The organism is Klebsiella michiganensis (assembly GCA_000963575.1).
Classification (GTDB): domain Bacteria; phylum Pseudomonadota; class Gammaproteobacteria; order Enterobacterales; family Enterobacteriaceae; genus Cedecea; species Cedecea michiganensis_A.
Window position 1 is genome coordinate 1,903,704 of sequence record CP011077.1, and the last position, 21,711, is coordinate 1,925,414.

Genomic DNA, 21,711 nt, shown 5'->3' on the forward strand with positions numbered 1-21,711 from the left:
GCATTCCTGGGGCTACACTGTCGGGCGGAGGAACCATGACCAATACTTTAGCTTTTCTGAATACTTGGCACGATGAGCTGCCGGGGTTCTACAGTGAATTAACCCCAACGCCGCTGAAAAATGCCCGGCTGCTTTATCACAGCCAGCCGCTGGCTGATGAGCTGGGGATTAACGCCTCGTTTTTTGCCGCACCTCAGCAAGGGATCTGGAGTGGTGAAACGCTCCTGCCCGGCATGCAGCCGCTCGCCCAGGTTTATAGCGGGCACCAGTTCGGCGTCTGGGCCGGGCAACTGGGAGACGGGCGCGGTATTTTGCTGGGAGAGCAGACCCTGGCCGATGGGCGTAAAGTTGACTGGCATCTCAAAGGCGCTGGCTTAACGCCATACTCACGTATGGGCGATGGCCGGGCCGTGCTGCGTTCTACTATTCGGGAATTTCTTGCCAGCGAAGCCATGCATGCTTTAGGCATCCCGACGACGCGCGCATTGACAATAATCACCAGCGATACACCGGTGCAGCGTGAAACGGTTGAGCAGGGGGCTATGCTGTTACGGGTGTCCGAAAGCCATCTGCGCTTCGGGCATTTTGAGCACTTTTACTATCGCCGCGAGCCGGAAAAAGTTCAGCAGCTTGCCGATTACGCCATTCGTCACCACTGGCCGCATTTGCAAGGGCTCGACGATCGCTATGAGCTGTGGTTCAGCGATGTGGTGGCGCGTACCGCCGCGCTAATTGCCAGCTGGCAAACGGTGGGCTTTGCCCACGGGGTGATGAACACCGACAACATGTCGATTCTTGGTCTGACCATGGACTATGGCCCATATGGCTTCCTTGACGACTACCAGCCCGGGTTTATCTGCAACCATTCCGACTATCAGGGCCGGTATGCATTCGACAACCAGCCTGCGGTAGGGCTCTGGAACCTGCAGCGCCTCGCGCAGACGCTGTCTCCGTTTATTACAGCCGATAAGCTGAATGCTATTCTGGATGGCTATCAGCCGGCTATCATGCGTGCTTTTGGCCAGCGGATGCGGGTCAAACTGGGGCTCTGCACCGAACAGCAGGCCGACAATCAAATCCTGAGTGAACTCTTCGCCCTGATGAGTAAAGAAGGCAGCGATTACACTCGTACCTTCCGTATGCTTAGCGTGACGGAACAGCTCAGCGCGGCGTCACCGCTGCGGGATGAGTTTATCGACAGGGCAAGTTTTGACGCCTGGTTTGGGCGCTATCGTGAGCGGCTTCAGGCCGAGCAGGTGAGCGACGCAGAACGCCAACAGAAAATGCAGCTGGTGAACCCGGCGCTGGTATTACGCAACTGGCTGGCCCAGCGGGCAATTGAGGCCGCGGAGCAGGGTGATACTGGTGAACTGGCGAGACTCCACGAGGCGCTGCTCCAGCCGTTCTCCGATCGCGGGGACGATATGACGCAGCGTCCGCCTGACTGGGGAAAACGGCTGGAAGTCAGCTGTTCAAGCTGATCACTGGCGCAGGCTTACCTGAGGTACCGGGTGTTCCGGATGTCGGAACACCCGCAGATCGGCCTGATACCAGCCCTGTAAAGTTTTCTCTTCCAGCACTTCATCTGGCGTTCCGTCCGCCACCAGCCTGCCTTTATGCAACAGCACAATTCGGTCGGCCCAGAGTGCCGCCAGATTTAAATCGTGCAGCACTACGCACACCGACAGCGTTCCCATTTGCGCCAGGCGACGCAGCAGGCGCAGCACATGCTGCTGGTGGTAGAGATCCAGCGCTGACGTAGGCTCATCAAGAAACAGCCAGCCCTGAGGTTGCCCGTCGCACCAGAGTTGTGCCAGCGCCCGGGCAAGCTGCACCCGCTGCTGCTCGCCGCCTGATAAGCGGCAAAAGTCTCTGCCGCTAAGCTCATCGCACCCGGTCAGCGCCATGACTTCCGCCACAACGCTGGGCGTTGACTCTTGCGGCCAGGGCGCGCGGCCCATCGCAATCACGTCTTCTACCGTCCAGCTAAACGCCATGCTGCTTTGCTGGCGCATCACCGCCCGTTTGCGGGAAAGCGCTTCGTTGGACCACTGATTCAAATGATGACCCGCCAGGGCAATGTGCCCGCTGTCAGGTTGCTGAAATCCGGTTAACAGGCGTAACAGCGTGGATTTGCCCGCGCCGTTTGGGCCAATTAGCGCCACGACTTCACCCGGTTTCAGGCTGACATTCACGCTATCAATCAGATAACGGTGACCCAGCTTCAGCGAAATATCGTGCGTGGACAGAACGTCATTCATCTCGCGCTCTCCTTGCTGTGAAAGATCATCGCCAGGAACCAGGGGCCGCCTATCAGGCTGGTTAACAGGCCTACCGGCATTTCTGCTGGTGCGACAATGGTTCGCGCCATCGTATCGGCTAACAGCAGCAGCATAGCGCCGGCCAGCACCGAGCCGGGCACCAGCCAGCGATGATCGGATCCAAGCCACATGCGTATCAGATGCGGGACTACCAGGCCAACGAAGCCGATAACGCCGCTAATGGCCACCGCGGCGGCAACCAGTAATGCACTCAGGATCAGCAGATGGCGCTGGGTGGTTTTTACATCCACACCCAGGTAATGCGCCTCTTCGTCGCCGAGCTGGAGCAAGTTAAGACGCTTTGAAAGCAGCCAGATACCCAGACTTGCGGGAAGAATAAGCGACGCGGTGGCGAGTAACGTTGACCACTGCGCCTGGCCGAGGCTTCCCATTCCCCACAGAGAAAGCTGGCGCAGCTGAGTGTCATTGCTTATCCACGACAGCACGCCAACCGCCGCGCCGCACAGCGCATTGATGGCGATACCCACCAGCAGCAAGCGAGACAAGCTGTTGGTGCCCTTGCGGCTAAGCAGGAAAATTGCCAGCGTAACGGCGAGGCTGCCGACAAATGCCGCCAGCATGGGAGCATAGAGCGCTAAAACCGCCGGCAGAGCCAGCGGCATGACAATAGACAGACCTACTGCCAGCGCGGCCCCGCTGCTTATCCCAAGCAGACCGGGGTCGGCAAGCGGGTTGCGGAACAACCCCTGCATCACGCATCCCGACAGCGCCAGAGCACCGCCAATCAGCATCGCCAGCAGCACCCGCGGCAGGCGGATATTGAGCCAGATGTCGCGCAACGTGTCGTCATGCGCCTGCCACAGCACGGCCACGGACAGCCGTATGGCGCCGAGATTAGCGGCGATAAACGCCATTGCCAGCAGAACCAGCCCCATCAAACACAGGGCATGGTGAGGCAAAGTTCGGCGTATCAAGGCAGTTGCTCCGCTTTTTTACGCAGGGCGAGGATCGTCCGCGGGGTATCAATCCCAAAGCCGAGCAGCGCCATATCATCGACGACCATCAGCTGTTTATTTTTCCCTGCTGGCGTCTGCGCAAGCCCTGGTAATGCCCAGACTTTGGCTTCCCCACCGAGGGTTTTTACCCCGTCAGTGGTGACCAGGATCAGGTCAGGTTTGCTGGCGATCACGCCTTCCTGGGACAGCGGCTGGTAGCGCTTGAAGCCCTGCATGGCGTTGTCCAGCCCGGCGGCATGAATCGCGGCATCAGCGGCGGTTTCCTGCCCGGCAGCCATTGTGGTCATGCCGCCGTGGCTCATAATGAACAGTACCTTTTTGCCCAACGGCTTTGCGGGGATCGCGGCTAGCTGGTCGCGGAGCGTTTTGCGTAGGGTATCGCCTTCCGCCGTTTTACCCAGCGCGTTAGCCACAGCGGCCACTTTGGCATCAATGCCCTCCAGATTATTTTCCGCCGGGACAGTCACAACCTTCACTTTGCTGGCTTCAATCTGCTTCAGCGCCATGGACGGCTGAGCCTGAGCGCTGGCCAGAACCAGCGTCGGGCGCATGGCCAGAATACCCTCGGCATTAAGCTGGCGCAGATAGCCCACATCCGGCAATTTTTTCACGGCATCGGGATGAAGGCTCGTGCTATCACGAGCCACCACATCCTGACCCGCACCCAGAGCCCAGGCAATCTCGGTGACATCGCCACCGATGGTTACCACGCGCTCGGCCGCACCTGCCATTAACGGCAGGGCGAGGATGGCGAGTAGCAGGCGTTTCATGCCGCTAACCCTTTGCCGATCAGGGCTTCAATTTGCAGACGCCACTGTTCTTGCTCCGGCTGGCCTTCGGTACGCTGGCCATACAGCTGGGCAATTTGCGTCCCGTCGGCGGCAAACAGCTCGAGGCTGGTCACATGGCCGTCGGCGGTCGGCTTACGGGTCACCCAGCTTTCGGCGATAGTGTCGCCCATCAGATGCAGGGTGAATTCTGGGTTGAAGATGTTGATCCAGTTTTCCATCGGTACAATTTTGCGGATTTCACCGGTGAAAATCTGCACGCAGCCGCGGTTGCCGACGAAGATCATTATCTCATTGCCGTCTTCTTTCGCCTGGTTCAGCAACTGGGACAGTGCTTCGTTATCAACGCGACATGCCAGATCGTCTTTCACCAGGCGGAAAGCCTGCTGGCGAGTCAGCTGGTGGCGTTTCAACAACTGGAAGAACTGGTGAACGTCGGTCATCGCGCGCCATTCTGCGTCCACTTTGTCGGCTTCAACGGTTGGCGTCATCACCGCTTCTTCAACGGCTTTTATCGCCAGCGCCGGGTTGTCGGTGTGGATGAAGCGGGTCAGAACCTGACTCCAGGCTTCAACATTGGTGTTGTCGGTGGTGTACACCTTCAGCAGCGCGTCCCCTTGATGGTCAAAGAATTGGATGCTCTGGCGTTCGCCGCGGGCGGTCTCTTCACGAACGTGGAACACGCTCGCCCACTGGTTCAGGAACAGGCGCAGATCCAGCGCGCGTGGATTCAGCACCAGGCCGGCGTGGCCGTTAAGGTGCTGGTTCTCAAAGCGGCCTACCTGCTCGTGAACGGCATATTCGTTGCGGCAGATGCACTTCGTTTCACCCACGGCTTCCAGCGCGGCGAAGATCTCTTTCACATCGCCATTCAGGCGCCATGCGTCATGCCCGACGCGGGCATGGGTCAGTTCTGCTTCACTGATTTGCATCAGTTTGGCGATATCCCGGGCATATTTTTTCGGGTGTTCTTGCTTAAGCTGGATCCAGCTGTCGTAACGCTGACTCATGAATAACTCCTTTACCATTGATAGCTCACGAAAATTTTACCGTTACGGCCATCCTGCGGGAGACCCTGCGGTGACCAGTACTCTTTATCGAAGGCGTTGCCAAACACCAGCGTGGTGGTTAAACCGCGCAGCTGCTGTTGCCCTTTATAGCTGACATAAAAATCGCTGACCGCGTAGCCCGGCTGCTGTGCATAGGCGCTGCTGATATGGGTGGAACGTTCGGCGAAGGTGCCGACCCAGCCCACGGAGAAGCCGCTGTGCGCCACCGGAATGTCAAGGGTGGTGGTGACGGTGTCCGGGTTCAGGCTGGAGATGTACTCGCCGGTACCTTCATCTTTACCGCGGGTGCGGTTATAGGCGGTATCCAGGCTGAACAGATCGGCGGTGTACTTCGCGGTCACGTCCCAGCCCCAAATTTTGGCTTTCGGCACGTTATAGGACATGGTCGTCATTTTGCGCATATCGACCGCGGTAGAAATGTAATCTTTGGCTTTGGTGTCGAAGTAGCTGGCCTTGAACTCCAGACCATCGTTAGCCATCGCCAGATTATCGAAGCGCAGACCGAAGCCGTATTCTTGCGTTTCGTTGGTTTCCGGACGCAGGTTCGGGTTTGGTACCCAGTAGTTGGTGCCGAGGCGCGGAATAGTAAAGTGTTTAGAGTCGTTATACATCTCGCCCATGGTTGGCGCACGGAACGCCTGCGCATAGGAACCAAACAGCATCAGCCAGTCGGTAGGGGTGACGGAAATGGCACCGCGTGATGACCACTTGTCGGCATCCACATCCTTGTAGCCCTGGCTGCTGCCGCTGTAGTTGTCGTAGCGTGTCCCGGCCAGAATAGAAATTGGCAGATCGCGCAGGGTGATTTCATCCTGCAGCCAGCCGGAACCAAAGTTGATTTTCGCCTGCGGGAAACCGGTCGTCAGGCCGCCTGGAGCCTGCTCCTGACGGTAATATTCGCCGCCGTAGGTCAGCAGGTTAGCCGCGAAGCTGTCGTTAAACAGATGGGTACGGTTTTCGAGCTTGCCGCCCTTGGTCGTCTGTTTACGGAATTCACCGCCCTGATTCGGGGTTTCGGCATTGATACGGGCTTCAGACCAGTAGGCCGTCGCGGTAGCGTTCAGCCAGTCGTTGTCCTTCGGGCCGAGGTGGTATTTCAGCTGTGCGTCGCGCTGAATGGTGGAGCGCTTGGTCATTGGGTTACTGGAGGCTGAGGCATCCGGCGTCTGTGGGTTTTTCGGTTCCTGGGCATTGTTATTGTAGTAACGCAGGGAGCCGGACAGCGACTGAGCCGAATCGATATACCAGGTGCCTTTGGTCAGCAGATTGCCAATGTTTTCGTCATTAGGCGCGGTTTCGCCGTTGCTCTGGCGCAGATTACCGCGATCGCGGCTGGACCAGGCAACAACGCCGTCCAGATTATCGATGCGGCCAAAGGCGCTGGCACCCATACCAATGCTGTGGTCGCCGGTGCCACCGGTGCCGAATACGCGGAAGCCGCTGTTTTGCCCGTCAAATAACAGATCGGCTGCGTCGGCGGTTTCATAGGAAATAACGCCGCCCAGCGCGCCGCTGCCGTACAGCAGAGCCGCCGGGCCACGTACCACTTCGATACGTTTAATCAGCACGGGATCGAGGAAAGTACTGTTCAGGTGGCCGGTGTCGGTGCCCTGACGAATGCCGTCCACCAGGGTCAGCACGCCACGACGGTCGTAACCGCGCATATTGATGTCCTGACCGTTGGTGCGCCCGGTGCCGTCGATGGTGATCCCCGGGACTTTACGCAGCATGTCAGCGGCGGAGGTGGACGTCTGGCTCTCTGGCGAATTCGCGTCGATAACGCTGACCATCATCGGGGCTTCGAAAGTACTGCGTTGGTTACCGGTGGCAACCACCGTCATTTGCTCGTCTTTAGCGAAAGCGGGCAGGGCAGTAAAAACGGCTAATGTAAGTACAGACAGACGAAAACCTGCTGTGTTTGTGCAAGGCATAGCGCAACTCTCCATAAGGAATAACGAAAGCGCTGGCTGCCTGGGGATGACCTGGGTGGCTGGCTAATTTCCCCTTTTTGATTTGGGGAACGGTTTGTTTAATTTATTTGGTCAGGATCAGTTTCCCGGCCTGAGTCTGGCGTAACAGATATTGCTGCCCTTCATGGACGATAACAACGCGGCCATCGACACCGAGCAGCGTTTTGCTGTCAACCTGACGAGGCTCTGTCGTGGGCTGCGGGCGGGCGGGGGTGAATGGTTTATCCATACGCTTCACTCTGTTTACAAATGACAATCAATGTAACAATGAGAATCATTATCAGAAAAAGCCGAATCAGCAGCAAGCATTATTTGTAATAATTTTGTGAAGCAGGGAATTTCTCTGCGGAGGCGTTGTCGTGAAATCTAACGCTATGATATCCGGCGGGTTCTTGAGTTCCCGCCGGAAAGTAAGATCAGAAGCGTCTGTCAGTTGCCTGGGCCAGCATGGCGACCAAAGTTTCCGTATCTTCCCAGTTAAGGCAAGGATCGGTGATCGACTGACCGTAATTGAGCGGCTGGTCGGCGACAATTTGCTGAGTCCCTTCTTTCAGGAAGCTTTCTGCCATGATCCCGGCAATCGCCCGGGAGCCGTTGCGAATCTGCGTGCAGACATCTTCACAGACATCCAACTGACGGCGGTGCTGTTTCTGGCAGTTACCGTGGCTGAAATCAACCACCAGATGTTCAGGCAGGTCGAATGCGCTTAGCGTATCGCAGGCTGCGGCAATGTCTTCCGCGTGGTAATTCGGCTGTTTACCGCCGCGCATAATAATATGCCCGTAAGGGTTGCCGCTGGTCTGGTAAATGGTCATCTGCCCTTGCTTATCCGGGGAGAGGAACATGTGGCTCGCACGCGCGGCGCGAATGGCATCCACCGCAATGCGGGTATTGCCATCCGTGCCATTTTTAAAGCCAACCGGACAGGAGAGTGCGGAAGCCATCTCACGGTGGATCTGGCTTTCGGTCGTGCGTGCGCCAATTGCGCCCCAGCTAATCAGGTCAGCGATATACTGCCCGGTTACCATATCCAGGAATTCTGTTGCGGTCGGCACGCCCAGCTCATTGACCTGCAGCAGCAGGCGGCGGGCCTGTTCCAGACCGTAATTAATGCGATAACTGCCGTTCAGGTCAGGGTCGGAGATGAGCCCTTTCCAGCCGACGACGGTGCGGGGTTTTTCGAAGTAGGTTCGCATCACGATCTCAAGGCGATCCTGATGTTTTTCACGCAGCGTTTTAAGGCGGCGAGCATAATCCATGGCGGCATCAAGATCGTGGATCGAGCAAGGGCCGACGATAACCAGCAGGCGCTTGTCTTCACCGGTGAGGATCTTTTCTATCCGGCGGCGTGCGGCGGTAACGTGCTGTGCAACCTCAGCGGAAACCGGGAAGCGCTCGGTTAGCTCAGCAGGTGTGACCAGGCTATCGATGCGCGCGGTTCGCAATTCATCTGTTTTGTTCATTGGGTGTCTCAGAAATTTTGTCTTCTCTGCGGCAGATTTACCGGGAAGTGATGGGGATCACAATAAACCAAAGCTGACCGATTTCAACATTCCGCCCGCTTTAGTAAAGGGATTACCCCACCGCAGTCTGTACACCCTAGCATACACGCCTGGTCTTTTGTACTAGTTTCTTAGTACATGCGGCGATTCAGCCCCATGATGTCGAGGATTTTGGTCGCCATCTCTTCCACAGAATAGTTGGTACTGTTGAGGTAGCGGATTTGGTTTTTACGGAACAGGGCTTCCACTTCGGCGACTTCCAGACGGCACTGGCGGAGAGAGGCATAGCGGCTGTTTTCGCGCCGCTCTTCACGAATCGCGGCCAGGCGTTCAGGGTTGATGGTCAGGCCAAATAGCTTGTGCTGCAGTGGTTTAAGCACGGCTGGTAACTGAATGTTGTCCATGTCATCGGCAATAAAAGGGTAGTTCGCGGCGCGAATGCCAAATTGCATCGCGAGGTAAAGACTGGTCGGCGTTTTTCCACAGCGGGAGACGCCCAACAAAATCACCTGCGCCTGATCGAGATTGCGCATCGAAATGCCGTCATCGTGCGCCAGCGTGTAGTCAATGGCGGCAATACGGGCATCGTATTTCGTCAGGTTGCCGGGGTTAAGGCCGTGAGTTCTGTGGGCCACGGGCGTTGGATCCAGCTTTAGCTCCTGTTGCAACGGGGCAACTAGCGTTTGCACGATGTCCTGACAGAAACCTTCGCTCTGCATAATGATGTCGCGGATATTGGGCAATACGATGGAATAAAATACCAGCGGGCGCACCCCGGTTTGCTGGTAAATAGCGTCAATCTGCTCTTTTACCGCTTTTGCACGGCTTTCATTCTCAACAAACGGCAGTGTAATACTGTTGATAGATACCGGAAATTGTGACATGACCGCGTGACCAAGTACCTCAGCGGTAATTGCGGTGCCATCGGAAATACAAAATACCTGACGATCGACTAAATTATCCATTTTTATTCCTGAGCGAGGAGTCGGTTCCCTAAAGCATAAAGTAAAACAAGGGATTCCGAGTAGCGTTAATCTTAATTTAAAAAGTGAAATAGCGTTTTTAAATTTAATAAACCACCGGAAATATATTCAAATCAATACTATAACCTCTATTACTGTAGGGATTATATGATAATCAATGGTTTATGAAGTGAGCGGATCTATCCGAAAATGTCATATTTTATTTTGCTTGAACGATTCACTGGTTTCATTCCCCCCTCAGAATATGCAAAGCTAAATACGAAGTCTGGTGTTTCTTGTACCCATTCATTTAAAAAAGGATTGTTTCGATGTCCAATAACGGCTCGTCACCGCTGGTGCTTTGGTATAACCAACTCGGCATGAATGATGTAGACAGGGTCGGAGGCAAAAATGCCTCCCTGGGTGAAATGATTACCAATCTTTCGGGGATGGGTGTTTCCGTCCCGAACGGTTTTGCCACCACCGCCGAAGCGTTTAACCTGTTTCTCGACCAGAGCGGCGTGAACCAGCGTATTTACGAGCTGCTGGATAAAACCGACATTGACGATGTGAGCGAACTGGCGAAAGCCGGGGCGCAAATTCGCCAGTGGATTATTGATACGCCTTTCCAGCCTGAGCTGGAGCATGCCATCCGTGAAGCGTACCAAACGCTTTCCTCCGATGATGCAGAAGCCTCCTTCGCCGTGCGCTCTTCTGCTACTGCGGAAGACATGCCGGACGCTTCCTTTGCCGGGCAACAAGAAACTTTCCTCAACGTACAGGGCTTTGATGCCGTGCTGGTGGCGGTGAAACACGTTTTCGCCTCGCTGTTTAACGACCGCGCCATTTCCTATCGCGTGCATCAGGGCTACGATCACCGCGGCGTGGCGCTCTCCGCTGGCGTTCAGCGCATGGTGCGCTCTGACCTCGCTTCTTCCGGGGTAATGTTCTCCATCGATACCGAATCCGGTTTCGATCAGGTGGTATTTATCACCGCCGCGTGGGGCCTGGGTGAAATGGTGGTGCAGGGCGCAGTGAACCCGGATGAATTCTACGTGCACAAGCCAACGCTTGAAGCGGGCAATCCGGCCATCGTTCGCCGTACCATGGGCTCGAAAAAAATCCGCATGGTTTACGCCCCAACGCAGGAACACGGCAAGCAGGTACGGATTGAAGACGTGCCGGAAGCCGACCGGGACCGTTTCTGTATTACCCAGGAAGAGATCCAGGAACTGGCTAAGCAAGCGGTACAGATTGAAAAACATTATGGCCGCCCGATGGACATCGAGTGGGCCAAAGATGGCCACACCGGCAAGCTGTTCATCGTTCAGGCTCGTCCGGAAACCGTACGTTCCCAGGGCCAGGTGATGGAACGCTACCAGCTGCACGCGCAGGGGCAGATCGTGGCGGAAGGCCGCGCGATTGGTCACCGTATCGGCGCAGGCCCGGTAAAAGTGATCCACAACATCAGCGAAATGAACCGCATTCAGCCGGGTGACGTGCTGGTCACCGATATGACCGACCCCGACTGGGAACCGATCATGAAAAAAGCCGCGGCGATTGTCACCAACCGCGGCGGGCGTACCTGCCACGCGGCAATCATCGCCCGTGAGCTGGGCATTCCAGCCGTTGTGGGCTGCGGCGATGCCACCGAGCGCATGAAAGACGGCCAGAACGTCACCGTCTCCTGCGCCGAAGGCGACACCGGCTACGTTTACGCGGAGATCCTCGACTTCACAGTGAAAAGCTCCACGGTTGATGCCATGCCGGATCTGCCGCTGAAAATCATGATGAACGTCGGCAACCCGGATCGTGCATTTGACTTCGCCTGCCTGCCGAACGAAGGCGTTGGCCTGGCGCGTCTGGAATTTATCATCAACCGTATGATTGGCGTGCACCCGCGCGCGCTGCTGGAGTTCGACCAGCAGGAGCCCGCGCTGCAGGCGGAAATCCGCACGATGATGAAAGGCTATGACGATCCGGTTGAGTTCTACGTTGGCCGTTTGACCGAAGGAATTGCGACCCTGGGCGCGGCGTTCTGGCCGAAGCGGGTGATCGTGCGTCTGTCTGACTTCAAATCTAACGAATACGCCAACCTGGTGGGCGGCGAGCGTTATGAGCCGGAAGAAGAGAACCCAATGCTGGGCTTCCGCGGTGCCGGTCGCTATGTGGCAGACAGCTTCCGCGACTGCTTCGCGCTGGAATGTGCGGCCATGAAGCGCGTGCGCAACGAAATGGGCCTGACTAACGTCGAAGTGATGGTGCCGTTTGTGCGTACCGTCGCCCAGGCAAAAGCGGTGGTTGAGGAGCTGGAGCGTCAGGGCCTGAAGCGCGGCGAGAACGGGCTGAAGATCATCATGATGTGCGAGATCCCGTCCAACGCCCTGCTGGCGGACGAGTTCCTGCAATACTTTGACGGTTTCTCCATCGGTTCGAACGACATGACGCAGCTTGCGCTGGGCCTGGATCGCGACTCTGGCGTGGTTTCCGAACTGTTTGACGAACGTAACGACGCGGTGAAAGCGCTGCTGTCGATGGCTATCAAAGCGGCGAAGAAACAGGGTAAATACGTGGGCATCTGCGGCCAGGGGCCGTCCGACCACGAAGACTTTGCCGCCTGGCTGATGGAAGAGGGGATTGACAGTCTGTCCCTGAACCCGGACACCGTGGTGCAAACCTGGCTGAGCCTTGCCGAGCTGAACAAGTAACGTTTACCCCTCTCTTTAACAAGGAGAGGGAATCCGACCCGGTGCCTGCCTGCGTTGTCCGGGGCAGGCCACCGGGCGAACTTATCCCCGCTTAATCAGTGCCTTCACACCGATAATAATAGCCTCGCACCAGGCGGCGTAATCATGCCCGCTCGACCAGGGGTTAAAGCTCACCTCATAGCCCTTTTCACGCAGCACGGCCTCAAGCTGTTGCGTATTACGGTAAATGCCGCCGTCAGCGCCTTTGTTTTCAAAGCGTCCTGCCTGTAGCCAGAAACGCACCGGCAGGCGCGGGGAGGCCCCAAACTGCCGGGTTAACCAGCCTGGCGCTTCACCTTCGGGCGCCCACCACCAGGAGCCGGATAAACTCAGTACGTTGCCAAACGTTTCAGGATGACGGAGGGCTACCCAGGCTGAGGCTAACCCGCCGTAGCTTGAGCCCGCCAGGATGGTTTTTTGTGCCGGGGTGGTTATGCCCTGACGGCGCAGCCAGGGCACCAGCTCTTCAGCCATAAAATCAGCGAGATCGGGATTGGGCGGCAGCTCTTTTTCGCGTCGCTCATCGTCGAGGCTGTCGATAAATACGGCGTTAACCGGCGGCAGAGCATGGCGGGCTATCAGGCCATTCAGCACATTGGCGAGGTGATAACGGTCCTGATACACACGGCCATCGAACAACATTAACGTCCAGCGGGCAGGCTGCGTCCCGCGTGGACGGTAGACGGTCACTTCCCGACGGTTTGCCAGCTTCTGGCTTTCTAGCTGATAGCGGACCAGAGAGCCCTGCCGAATCGGCTCGGTGGTTGCCTCGGGGGTAAAATAGCGGTGGGTGGAGAGGTCTAAAAGTGAGAAGCGATTCCAACGGTCGCCCTTCCCGGCGGGGCTGAATTGCGGGTTGAGCGGGTCGGTCTGGGCCGACACCAGAATTGCCCGGCGCTGATCGCGCGCGGTGCCTTCCACAAGGGGAACGTCGGGAGCAAGTTTGTACTGCATAAGCGTATCAGCCGGCACCACATAGCTGCGGTACCAGACATCGGACTGCCCGAGGCGGAACATCGGGTCATGGTCGCCAGCGGGTGAACCGAGCACAAATACATTGCCCTGTGCGCCACGCCACAGGAACGTCACGCGCTTGCGGCTGGCATCAATAGGTTCGATCAGCGGCGTTCCCTGTTCGCGCCTCTCCTGCCAAAAGGCCTCGGTGCTGGCGCCATAAATTAAGGCCTGCTCAAGCGCCAGCAGCGCCGGGCTTTCCGGGGATTGCTCGTCGTTCCGTTTTAGTGGGACGGTTTCACGAATTTGCCAGCGGAACTGCCAGCGCCTGCCGGGTTCACCGCGAAGCACTAACGTGGAGGGCTGGCCGATGGGGAGGGCAAAAAGTGGATTATGTTTACCGTCCACCGGCCCGTTTTCCACCAGCGAACGCCAGAGCCTGCCTTGGCTGTCCACCAGGCTGGCGTCTGTCACGCCGCTCAACCGGACGTTGGCGTAGTTTTCCCCCAGCGCCGGAAGCCCGAAACAGATTTCGCCGCTGGCGTCGAACTTCCCATCCTGCTCACCCAGACTGCCGGTAAAAGTACAGGTCGCGGCCATTGCCGACGCTGAACATAGCCCCAACATTTATGCGCTCCACGCGGCTCTCATCGAGGCCATCATTGCTGATAAAAAAGTGTTTACACGCTAATGTAAATGAGATTGATTTGCAATAATATTGCGGTTCGTGGAGCTTACTACAAAACGTAACAGGAGAGGGGGGATCTGCCTCTCCGACATGGGACGTACCCCGTTGGTAACCGTCAGCTATCGCTGTTAAGGAGAACTTTTGCGCTATCTGCTTATGGCGCTTATCGCACTCGCTGCCCCGTCGGGGGCCGCAGTGGTTCAGGATAAGCCCTACACACTTGCGAATACGCTGGTGCACAGCCTGCATTCGCCGGAAAACGGTGAATATAAAATTATGGTTTCCTGGCCAGAAGGTGAAGCCCCGGCAGAAGGCTGGCCGGTGATTTATCTTCTGGATGGCGAGTCCGTCTTCCCCGACGCGGTGTCGCTGATGCAGCGTTTGACCTGTGAGCGTTGCCCGTTAACGCCGGGCGTGGTGGTGGCTATCGACTACCCGGGCAATAGCCGCCGGGAGCGGGATTATCGCCCTGCGGTGGATAAAGTAGCGCTGGAGTCTAATCCGGCGGGGGGCACTTACCCGCCCGGCGCATCCGGCGAGGCGCAGAAGTTCTGGCGGTTTATTGATGCCGAACTCAGGCCCTGGGTGGCACAGCACTGGAAAATAAATCCACAGCGGCAGGCGCTGTTTGGCCATTCCTATGGCGGCCTGTTCACCGCCTGGCTGTTTATGACCTCCCCTGGTGCTTTCCAGCATTATTACGCCTCAAGCCCTTCGGTCTGGTGGAATGACCGCTATCTGTTGCGAATGGCGCAAAACTGGCAGCCTGACGAGGTGCAAAGTCAGCTCTCGATTTCGGTCGGGGGATATGAGCAGTCGCTGCAGCCGCAAGAGGTCAGGTTGCCGGCAGAGAAACGCGCCACGCTGTTAAAGCATCGCGGGCAGAGGGCAATGGTTGACGGCAATCGTGAAATGGCTAATGCCCTGATAGCCAGAGCCCCGCGCCGAGTCGATTTTACGCTGGTAGAAGGGCAAAGCCACCTGAGCGTTGCCCCGCTGGTTCTGCATGGTGCGCTTATCAATCACTTTGCGAAATCAGAATAAAAAAAAGCCCATCATCAAGATGGGCAAAGACTACACACAGCAATTCGTTGTTTCACTCAGGGGATTTCGATGTTTATAAATCAACGTGTTGATTCATAACCGTGAGTTAAATAGTAGGCATCTCGCTAAGTGGCGTCACTCAGATTCGTCTCAATCGTTAACAAAAGGTAAATAACTTGGGACAGCATAGCCCGGAACAGGGACTTCAATGGCTGGAATAGCGAGGGAAAAGCGCGTTATTGATTAGAGTTATTAATCATTTGCGTTAAGTCACTGTTTTAGGCGCATGCGTTTGCCCGGTCACATTACGCTAGCCGGATCAGGCCCCGTTCACCCCAGGTACCGCTTCATATGCAGCATATGCAGCTCCCGTCCCGGTGAACGTTTCAGGAGAATCACCGTCACTCCCCTAAGAACCTTGACTCCCGGCCAAAAAAACGACCGCTGAAGGGGCAGACCTCCGGTTTATCTCCCGGTCGTGGGTAGGCTGAGTTGCGTTCCCGAGGTCCGGGCCCTGGTTAGCCGGAGAGAAAGCGGGGCGGTTTAAGCCGGAACAGGGTCTCGCTTTAAACCCGGGACCAACTTCAACCCCAGCGTCGCGGCTTTCCCTCACCCTAACCCTCCCCCGGAGGAAGAGGGAATAAAAAACTCTCGTGGCGTGTGTTCCCCTTCGCCTCTTTGGGGAGAGGGCCGGGGTGAGGGGAAGTATTTTGTCAGGTTCTCATCGCCCCCAATATTTAGGGGATAGCCGGTGGGTTTCCCGCTTCAGCGGCGATGAGCTCGCCGGGTGTGTTGGGGGGCATGGCGTAATGCCCCCTGACACGTTCACTGTTTCCGGTAGTGGCACAGAGAGTTTGTGTGAATATAAACACCACCAACCCTCCCGCGGCCTTATTTCTTCACATTCAGCGTCTCCTGCTCCTCAAGCAGTTCGACTACCTCTTGCGGATCGTCCTGAGGGGCTGGCGCCTCGTGCATCCAGACCGAAATCAGGCGGTAAGAAACCGCCAGCAGCACGGGGCCGATAAACAGGCCAATCATCCCGAAGGCAATCAGCCCGCCGATAACGCCGGAAAGGATCAGGATCATCGGCAAGTCTGCGCCCATGCGAATGAGTACCGGGCGAATCACGTTATCCATGGTGCCAACGACACAGCTCCACACCAGCAGTACAGTCCCCCAGGTGGTATCGCCGCTCCAGTACAGCCAGATAATGGCGGGCACCAGAATTACCAGCGGACCAAGCTGAATCAGGCAGCTAAGCACCATCAGCACCGTGAGCAGCGCGGCGTAAGGAATACCGGACACCGCCAGGCCAATACCGCCCAGCACGCCCTGAGCGAGGGCGGTGACAACAACGCCCAGAGCAACAGCGCGAATGGCCTGGCCGGCCAGCAGCACGGCGGCATCACCACGCTTGTCTGCTAAGCGAAAGGCGAAGTGGCGAATGCCGTTACCCAAGGTTTCGCCTTTAGCATAAAGCAGCACGCTGAACAGCAGCATCAGGCCAAGATGCACCAGCAGAGTACCAATGTGAACGGCCTGACCAAGGAACCAACTGGTGGTGGTGCCGATATAGGGTCGGACCTTTTCCATAATCGCGCTGCCGCCGCTGCTCACCAGCGTGTTCCAGCCGCTGTAAAGTTTATCGCCAATAAGCGGAATACTGTGCAACCACTCGAAGGTAGGCAATGCCATATGCCCTTTGGTCGCCCAGTTGATCACCGGGCCGCTGTTGTCCACCAGGCTGTTAACCAGCATGGCGATAGGGATCACAAACAGCATCAGCAGGAGCAGCGTCATCACCAGCACAGCAAGAGAACGTTTGCCCCACAGCAGCTTTTGCAATTTGATGAGCAGCGGCCAGGTTGCAATGACGATTGTCCCGGCCCAGGCGAAGCCTAAAACAAACGGGCGCACTATCCACAGACAGGCGAGAATCATCACCGAAATAAACAGCACGGACAGCAGGATCTGCAGTAGATCCTTTGGCTGACTGACTTTGATCATAGGAGTAATCACCTCAATAAAAAGCGCCAGCGCTAAATTCGCATGGCGATAATTTAATGATGATGTATTTCCTCGATTTTTGACAGGCGCATTTCGCTTCGCGTTATCTGAAATAACAGCCGCAAATCGCGACGGAATATGATAAAAACAAAACAGACACGCAAACGATAACTCTTACTAAGCAACACAGGGTCGACCCGTCAATGATCCCACAAATTTCTCAGGCACCTGGCGTCGTTCAGCTGGTGCTCAGCTATTTAGCATCACTGGAGCAACAGGGCTTTACCGGCGATACCGCCACCAGCTACGCAGACCGCCTGACCATGGCGACCGACAACAGTATTTACCAACTGCTGCCGGATGCGGTGCTTTTCCCGCGTTCAACCGCCGACGTTACGCTAATTACCCGAGTGGCGTCCGAAGAGCGCTTTAAATCCCTGGTGTTTACTCCGCGCGGCGGCGGCACCGGCACCAACGGTCAGTCGCTGAACGGTGGCATCGTGGTGGACATGTCCCGCTACATGAATCGCATTATCGAAATCAACCCGGAGCAAGGTTGGGTGCGGGTAGAAGCAGGCGTTATTAAAGATCAGCTCAACCAGTTCCTGAAGCCGCACGGCTACTTCTTTGCCCCGGAACTATCGACCAGTAACCGCGCCACGCTGGGAGGGATGATCAACACTGACGCCTCCGGGCAGGGGTCGCTGGTGTACGGTAAAACCTCGGATCATGTGCTGGGCGTGCGCGCCGTACTGATGGACGGTGAAATTCTGGACACGCACCAGATGGCAACCGGGCTTGCCGAAGAGCTGGGCCGCGAGGAGACATCGAGCGGGAAAATCTACCGCACCGTGCTTGAACGCTGCCGCGAGCAGCGTGAGCTGATTATCGATAAATTCCCCAAACTGAACCGCTTCCTCACGGGGTATGATCTTCGCCACGTTTTTAATGACGATCTGAGCAAGTTCGATTTAACCCGCATTCTTACCGGCTCCGAGGGGACGCTGGCGTTTATCACCGAGGCGAAGCTGGATATCACCCGTTTGCCGAAGGTGCGCCGCCTGGTGAACGTCAAGTATGACTCCTTCGATTCCGCCCTGCGTAACGCGCCCTTTATGGTGGATGCTCGGGCGCTGTCGGTGGAAACCGTCGACTCCAAAGTGCTTAACCTGGCGCGGGAAGATATCGTCTGGCACTCGGTCAGCGAATTGATCACCGACGTGCCGGACAAAGAGATGCTGGGGCTGAACATCGTTGAGTTTGCCGGGGATGACCAGGCCCTTATCGATGGCCAGGTGACCGAACTATGTGCTCGCCTTGATGCTTTGATGGCCGCCGGCGAGGGCGGGGTGATTGGCTGGCAGGTCTGTGATGAGCTGGCCGGTATCGAAAAAATCTACGGCATGCGTAAAAAAGCCGTTGGCCTGCTGGGCAACGCCAAAGGGCAGGCTAAACCCATTCCGTTTGCCGAAGATACCTGCGTGCCTCCGCAGCATCTGGCGGACTACATCGTTGAATTCCGCGCCCTGCTGGACAGCCACAACCTGAGTTACGGGATGTTTGGTCACGTTGATGCGGGCGTATTGCACGTCCGCCCCGCGCTGGATATGTGCGACCCACAGCAAGAAATGCTGATGAAAAGCATCTCCGACGACGTGGTGGCGCTGACGGCAAAATACGGCGGCCTGCTATGGGGCGAGCACGGCAAAGGGTTCCGCGCCGAGTATAGCCCGGCCTTCTTCGGTGAAACGCTGTATGAAGAGCTGCGCCGCATTAAGGCCGCGTTTGACCCGGCTAACCGGCTGAACCCCGGAAAAATCTGTCCGCCGCTGGGCGTGGACGACCCGATGATGCAGGTGGATGCCGTAAAACGCGGGACGTTTGACCGGCAGATCCCGATTGCGGTGCGTACTTCCTGGCGCGGCGCGATGGAGTGCAACGGCAATGGCCTGTGTTTTAACTTCGACGTGAAAAGCCCGATGTGCCCGTCGATGAAGATCTCCAGCAACCGCATCCACTCTCCGAAAGGACGGGCCACGCTGACCCGCGAATGGCTACGCCTTCTTGCAGAACGCGGCGTTGACCCGCTTCAGCTTGAGAAACAGCTGCCGGAACAGCGCGCCAGCCTGCGGGGCCTTATCGAGCGCACCCGCAATTCCTGGCACGCCAGCAAGGGCGAGTACGATTTTTCCCATGAAGTGAAAGAGGCGATGTCCGGCTGCCTGGCCTGTAAAGCCTGTTCCACCCAGTGCCCGATTAAAATCGACGTGCCGGAGTTCCGCTCTCGCTTTCTGCAGCTTTATCACACGCGCTATCTGCGTCCCCTGCGCGATCACGTTGTGGCCTCGGTGGAGAGCTATGCGCCGCTGATGGCGCGCGCGCCGAAAACCTTTAACTTCTTTATGAGCCAGCCCTGGGTACAGAGTTTGTCCCGCAGGCATATCGGCATGGTCGACTTGCCTATGCTGTCCACCCCGACGCTGCAGCAGCAACTGGTCGGGCACCGCTCTGCCAACGTCACGCTGGAACAGCTGGAGCGTTATTCAGATGAACAGAGAGCCAAAACGGTGCTGGTGGTGCAGGACCCGTTCACCAGCTATTACGATGCTCAGGTGGTGGCAGATTTTATTAAGCTTGCAGATAAGCTAGGCTTTGAACCTGTGGTGCTTCCGTTCTCGCCGAACGGTAAAGCCCAGCATATTAAAGGCTTCCTGCAGCGTTTTGCGCGTACGGCGAGCAAAACGTCTGAGTTCCTGAATCGCATTGCGAAACTGGGTATGCCGATGGTCGGCGTCGATCCGGCGCTGGTCCTGTGCTACCGCGATGAATATAAACAGACATTAGGCGAAGAACGCGGTGATTTTCAGGTCCAGCTGGTGCACGAATGGCTCCAGACTGTGCTGAAAGAACGGGAAGTACAGGGCGCCGGGGGAGAAGCATGGTACCTCTTTGGCCACTGTACCGAAGTGGCGGCGTTGCCGGCGGCACCGAATCAGTGGGCCGGTATTTTTGCTCGTTTTGGCGCGAAACTCGAGAACGTGAGCGTTGGCTGTTGCGGCATGGCTGGTACTTACGGTCACGAGGTGAAGAATCTCGCCAATTCATTGGGCATCTATGAACTCTCCTGGCATCAGGCGATGCAGCGCCTGCCGCGCAACCGCTGTCTGGCAACCGGCTACTCCTGCCGCAGCCAGGTCAAGCGCGTTGAGGGCAACGGCGTGCGGCATCCATTACAGGCTCTTCTGGAGATTATCGGATGATTTGGCGACGTGAAGCCACGCTTGCCGCGCTCAATAAAATGGGTGCGAACAATATGGTTGGCCATGTAGGTATTGAATTTACGCGTTTTGATGACAACGAAATTGAGGCCACCATGCCAGTGGATGAGCGCACCCGGCAGCCGTTTGGCCTGCTGCACGGCGGCGCGTCGGTGGTGCTGGCGGAAACGCTGGGTTCAGTGGCAGGCTATCTGTGCACCGAAGGCGACCAGAAGGTGGTTGGTCTGGAGGTGAATGCCAACCACATCCGTTCGGCGCGAGAAGGTATTGTGCGCGGCGTTTGCCGTGCGGTTCACGCCGGGCGTCGTCATCAGGTGTGGCAAATTGATATCTACGATCAGCAAGACCACCTGTGCTGCACTTCCCGCCTGACCACGGCGGTGGTGTAAATCAACGGCTAAAATACCCCCACGTTCAGCCGGCAGGGACGTGGGAGCGCCGCCGTTAGTTTCTTCTCGTTATAATTTTCTTAAAAAACTATATATCCGCAACTAATTTTGCTACAAAGCCCGCCGCAGGATGTTTATAAGCTTAAGGACAAACTATGTGGATATTACTGGCTGCGGCCTTATTGGTTTTGCAATTTAATAAAAAGATTTCTCTCGGTTTATTATTGGCGACGGTGGCGTGGGGCGACGTTGAGGGCGTACTCGACTGGCGGGCGCTGGTTTCGCTCGCGGCAATTACTCTTCTTGCGCTGGCTTATCTGAAAGCAGACAACAGCAAGCCGGTCAGATACGCGCTTGAGTTTTTGCTGGTGGCTGCTGCCGTGGGGATGACCATCCATGTTATACCCGGTTTCCATAATCCAAAGGTGCTGGACGCGGTTAGCGCCGGGCCGCAAAGTGCGCCTTTCTCGATGTATTACAACTTCGACAAAGCGCTGGTGCCCTTTATTCTGCTGGTAGTAATGAAATCGCTGTTTGTCAGCGAGCCGAAATATCAGCCCGCAAAACCCGGGTGGATCCTGCTGGTTGCTTTGATTCCTGGATTATTGCTGCTGGCGGTGGCGCTGGGTGGCTTAAAGATTGAACCGCATCTCCCGCAGTGGCTGTTGCCATTCCTGTTCGCTAATATTTTCTTTGTTTCTCTGGCGGAAGAAGCGCTATTCCGGGGCTATCTCCAGCAGCGTTTATCCGGCTTTATGCCCCCGGTCATGGCACTGATTATTGCAGCCGCGATATTCGGCGGACTTCATTTTGCCGGTGGCCCGCTGCTGATTATTTTTGCCGCGCTGGCGGGGCTTATTTATGGCCTGGCGTGGATGTGGAGCGGGCGGCTGTGGGTTGCCGTGGCGTTTCACGTCGGGTTGAATATCACTCATTTATTGCTGTTTACCTATCCTGTGCTGCAGCACACGGTACATTGACGTGGCCGATGCGGCATCGGGATAACTTTCC

16 protein-coding genes are annotated in these 21,711 nt (G+C 56.7%); 6 read left to right on the plus strand and 10 right to left on the minus strand.

The window, feature by feature from the left end:
- Positions 1–35: 35 nt before the first annotated feature.
- Entirely contained in the window at positions 36–1,481 is a 1,446-nt protein-coding gene (locus VW41_09060) for a hypothetical protein (protein ID AJZ89175.1), read from the plus strand.
- On the opposite strand, the gene hmuV is transcribed toward VW41_09060, so the two are convergent.
- From hmuV to VW41_09100, 8 genes are all read right to left on the minus strand, one after another.
- Positions 1,482–2,261 carry a hemin importer ATP-binding subunit gene (hmuV, locus tag VW41_09065; protein AJZ89176.1) on the minus strand — a complete coding sequence of 260 codons (780 nt, stop codon included), beginning with the start codon at positions 2,259–2,261 and terminating at the stop codon, positions 1,482–1,484.
- Positions 2,258–3,217, minus strand: coding sequence for an iron ABC transporter (locus VW41_09070; GenBank protein AJZ89177.1), 960 nt, complete (start codon positions 3,215–3,217; stop codon positions 2,258–2,260). The genes hmuV and VW41_09070 overlap by 4 nt, the downstream gene beginning before the upstream one ends.
- Positions 3,218–3,252: 35 nt before the next feature.
- Positions 3,253–4,068: a hemin ABC transporter substrate-binding protein gene (locus VW41_09075; protein AJZ89178.1), complete on the minus strand. Its 816-nt coding sequence runs from the start codon at positions 4,066–4,068 to the stop codon at positions 3,253–3,255.
- Positions 4,065–5,096, minus strand: coding sequence for a hemin transporter (locus VW41_09080; protein ID AJZ89179.1), 1,032 nt, complete (start codon positions 5,094–5,096; stop codon positions 4,065–4,067). Before VW41_09080 ends, VW41_09075 begins: the two co-directional genes overlap by 4 nt.
- Positions 5,097–5,107: 11 nt before the next feature.
- The gene (locus tag VW41_09085; GenBank protein ID AJZ89180.1) at positions 5,108–7,087 is read right to left on the minus strand and encodes a ligand-gated channel protein; all 1,980 of its coding nucleotides are present in this window, start codon (positions 7,085–7,087) and stop codon (positions 5,108–5,110) included.
- A gap of 103 nt (positions 7,088–7,190) precedes the next feature.
- On the minus strand, positions 7,191–7,355 hold the full coding sequence (locus tag VW41_09090) for a hemin transporter HemP (protein AJZ89181.1): 165 nt from the start codon (positions 7,353–7,355) through the stop codon (positions 7,191–7,193).
- 187 nt (positions 7,356–7,542) lie between these two features.
- A complete protein-coding gene (locus VW41_09095; GenBank protein ID AJZ89182.1) occupies positions 7,543–8,589 on the minus strand; it encodes a phospho-2-dehydro-3-deoxyheptonate aldolase in 1,047 nt (348 codons plus the stop codon).
- 170 nt (positions 8,590–8,759) lie between these two features.
- The gene (locus VW41_09100; protein ID AJZ89183.1) at positions 8,760–9,593 is read right to left on the minus strand and encodes a PEP synthetase regulatory protein; all 834 of its coding nucleotides are present in this window, start codon (positions 9,591–9,593) and stop codon (positions 8,760–8,762) included.
- A 326-nt stretch (positions 9,594–9,919) separates the two neighbouring features.
- Between VW41_09100 and VW41_09105 the strand changes: the two genes are divergently transcribed.
- Complete coding sequence (locus VW41_09105) at positions 9,920–12,298, plus strand: phosphoenolpyruvate synthase (protein ID AJZ89184.1); 2,379 nt, start codon at positions 9,920–9,922, stop codon at positions 12,296–12,298.
- A gap of 81 nt (positions 12,299–12,379) precedes the next feature.
- Here the strand turns inward: VW41_09105 and VW41_09110 are convergent, their stop codons facing one another.
- A complete protein-coding gene (locus VW41_09110) occupies positions 12,380–13,918 on the minus strand; it encodes an enterochelin esterase (protein ID AJZ89185.1) in 1,539 nt (512 codons plus the stop codon).
- A gap of 217 nt (positions 13,919–14,135) precedes the next feature.
- Between VW41_09110 and VW41_09115 the strand changes: the two genes are divergently transcribed.
- Positions 14,136–15,023, plus strand: a complete 888-nt coding sequence (locus VW41_09115; GenBank protein AJZ91911.1) for an esterase — start codon at positions 14,136–14,138, stop codon at positions 15,021–15,023.
- A gap of 891 nt (positions 15,024–15,914) precedes the next feature.
- Here VW41_09115 and VW41_09120 read toward each other — a convergent pair.
- Complete coding sequence (locus VW41_09120; GenBank protein AJZ89186.1) at positions 15,915–17,033, minus strand: hypothetical protein; 1,119 nt, start codon at positions 17,031–17,033, stop codon at positions 15,915–15,917.
- A 203-nt stretch (positions 17,034–17,236) separates the two neighbouring features.
- On the opposite strand from VW41_09120, the gene VW41_09125 reads away from it, so the two are divergent.
- The 3 genes from VW41_09125 to VW41_09135 all read left to right on the plus strand — a co-directional run bounded on the left by VW41_09125 (position 17,237) and on the right by VW41_09135 (position 21,680).
- Positions 17,237–20,293 (plus strand): membrane protein, encoded by a 3,057-nt coding sequence (locus tag VW41_09125; GenBank protein ID AJZ89187.1) that lies wholly within the window; start codon positions 17,237–17,239, stop codon positions 20,291–20,293.
- Positions 20,290–20,700, plus strand: coding sequence for a thioesterase (locus VW41_09130; protein ID AJZ89188.1), 411 nt, complete (start codon positions 20,290–20,292; stop codon positions 20,698–20,700). Before VW41_09125 ends, VW41_09130 begins: the two co-directional genes overlap by 4 nt.
- A gap of 155 nt (positions 20,701–20,855) precedes the next feature.
- Positions 20,856–21,680, plus strand: coding sequence for a CAAX protease (locus VW41_09135; GenBank protein ID AJZ89189.1), 825 nt, complete (start codon positions 20,856–20,858; stop codon positions 21,678–21,680).
- Positions 21,681–21,711: the final 31 nt, after the last annotated feature.

Excerpts from the sequence above, each read along its gene's own strand:
- VW41_09060 (AJZ89175.1), top strand. The coding sequence starts at position 36 with ATGACCAATACTTTAGCTTTTCTGAATACTTGGCACGATGAGCTGCCG.
- hmuV (AJZ89176.1), bottom strand. The coding sequence starts at position 2,261 with ATGAATGACGTTCTGTCCACGCACGATATTTCGCTGAAGCTGGGTCAC.
- VW41_09070 (AJZ89177.1), bottom strand. The coding sequence starts at position 3,217 with ATGGGGCTGGTTCTGCTGGCAATGGCGTTTATCGCCGCTAATCTCGGC.
- VW41_09075 (AJZ89178.1), bottom strand. The coding sequence starts at position 4,068 with ATGAAACGCCTGCTACTCGCCATCCTCGCCCTGCCGTTAATGGCAGGT.
- VW41_09080 (AJZ89179.1), bottom strand. The coding sequence starts at position 5,096 with ATGAGTCAGCGTTACGACAGCTGGATCCAGCTTAAGCAAGAACACCCG.
- VW41_09085 (AJZ89180.1), bottom strand. The coding sequence starts at position 7,087 with ATGCCTTGCACAAACACAGCAGGTTTTCGTCTGTCTGTACTTACATTA.
- VW41_09090 (AJZ89181.1), bottom strand. The coding sequence starts at position 7,355 with ATGGATAAACCATTCACCCCCGCCCGCCCGCAGCCCACGACAGAGCCT.
- VW41_09095 (AJZ89182.1), bottom strand. The coding sequence starts at position 8,589 with ATGAACAAAACAGATGAATTGCGAACCGCGCGCATCGATAGCCTGGTC.
- VW41_09100 (AJZ89183.1), bottom strand. The coding sequence starts at position 9,593 with ATGGATAATTTAGTCGATCGTCAGGTATTTTGTATTTCCGATGGCACC.
- VW41_09105 (AJZ89184.1), top strand. The coding sequence starts at position 9,920 with ATGTCCAATAACGGCTCGTCACCGCTGGTGCTTTGGTATAACCAACTC.
- VW41_09110 (AJZ89185.1), bottom strand. The coding sequence starts at position 13,918 with ATGTTGGGGCTATGTTCAGCGTCGGCAATGGCCGCGACCTGTACTTTT.
- VW41_09115 (AJZ91911.1), top strand. The coding sequence starts at position 14,136 with ATGGCGCTTATCGCACTCGCTGCCCCGTCGGGGGCCGCAGTGGTTCAG.
- VW41_09120 (AJZ89186.1), bottom strand. The coding sequence starts at position 17,033 with ATGATCAAAGTCAGTCAGCCAAAGGATCTACTGCAGATCCTGCTGTCC.
- VW41_09125 (AJZ89187.1), top strand. The coding sequence starts at position 17,237 with ATGATCCCACAAATTTCTCAGGCACCTGGCGTCGTTCAGCTGGTGCTC.
- VW41_09130 (AJZ89188.1), top strand. The coding sequence starts at position 20,290 with ATGATTTGGCGACGTGAAGCCACGCTTGCCGCGCTCAATAAAATGGGT.
- VW41_09135 (AJZ89189.1), top strand. The coding sequence starts at position 20,856 with ATGTGGATATTACTGGCTGCGGCCTTATTGGTTTTGCAATTTAATAAA.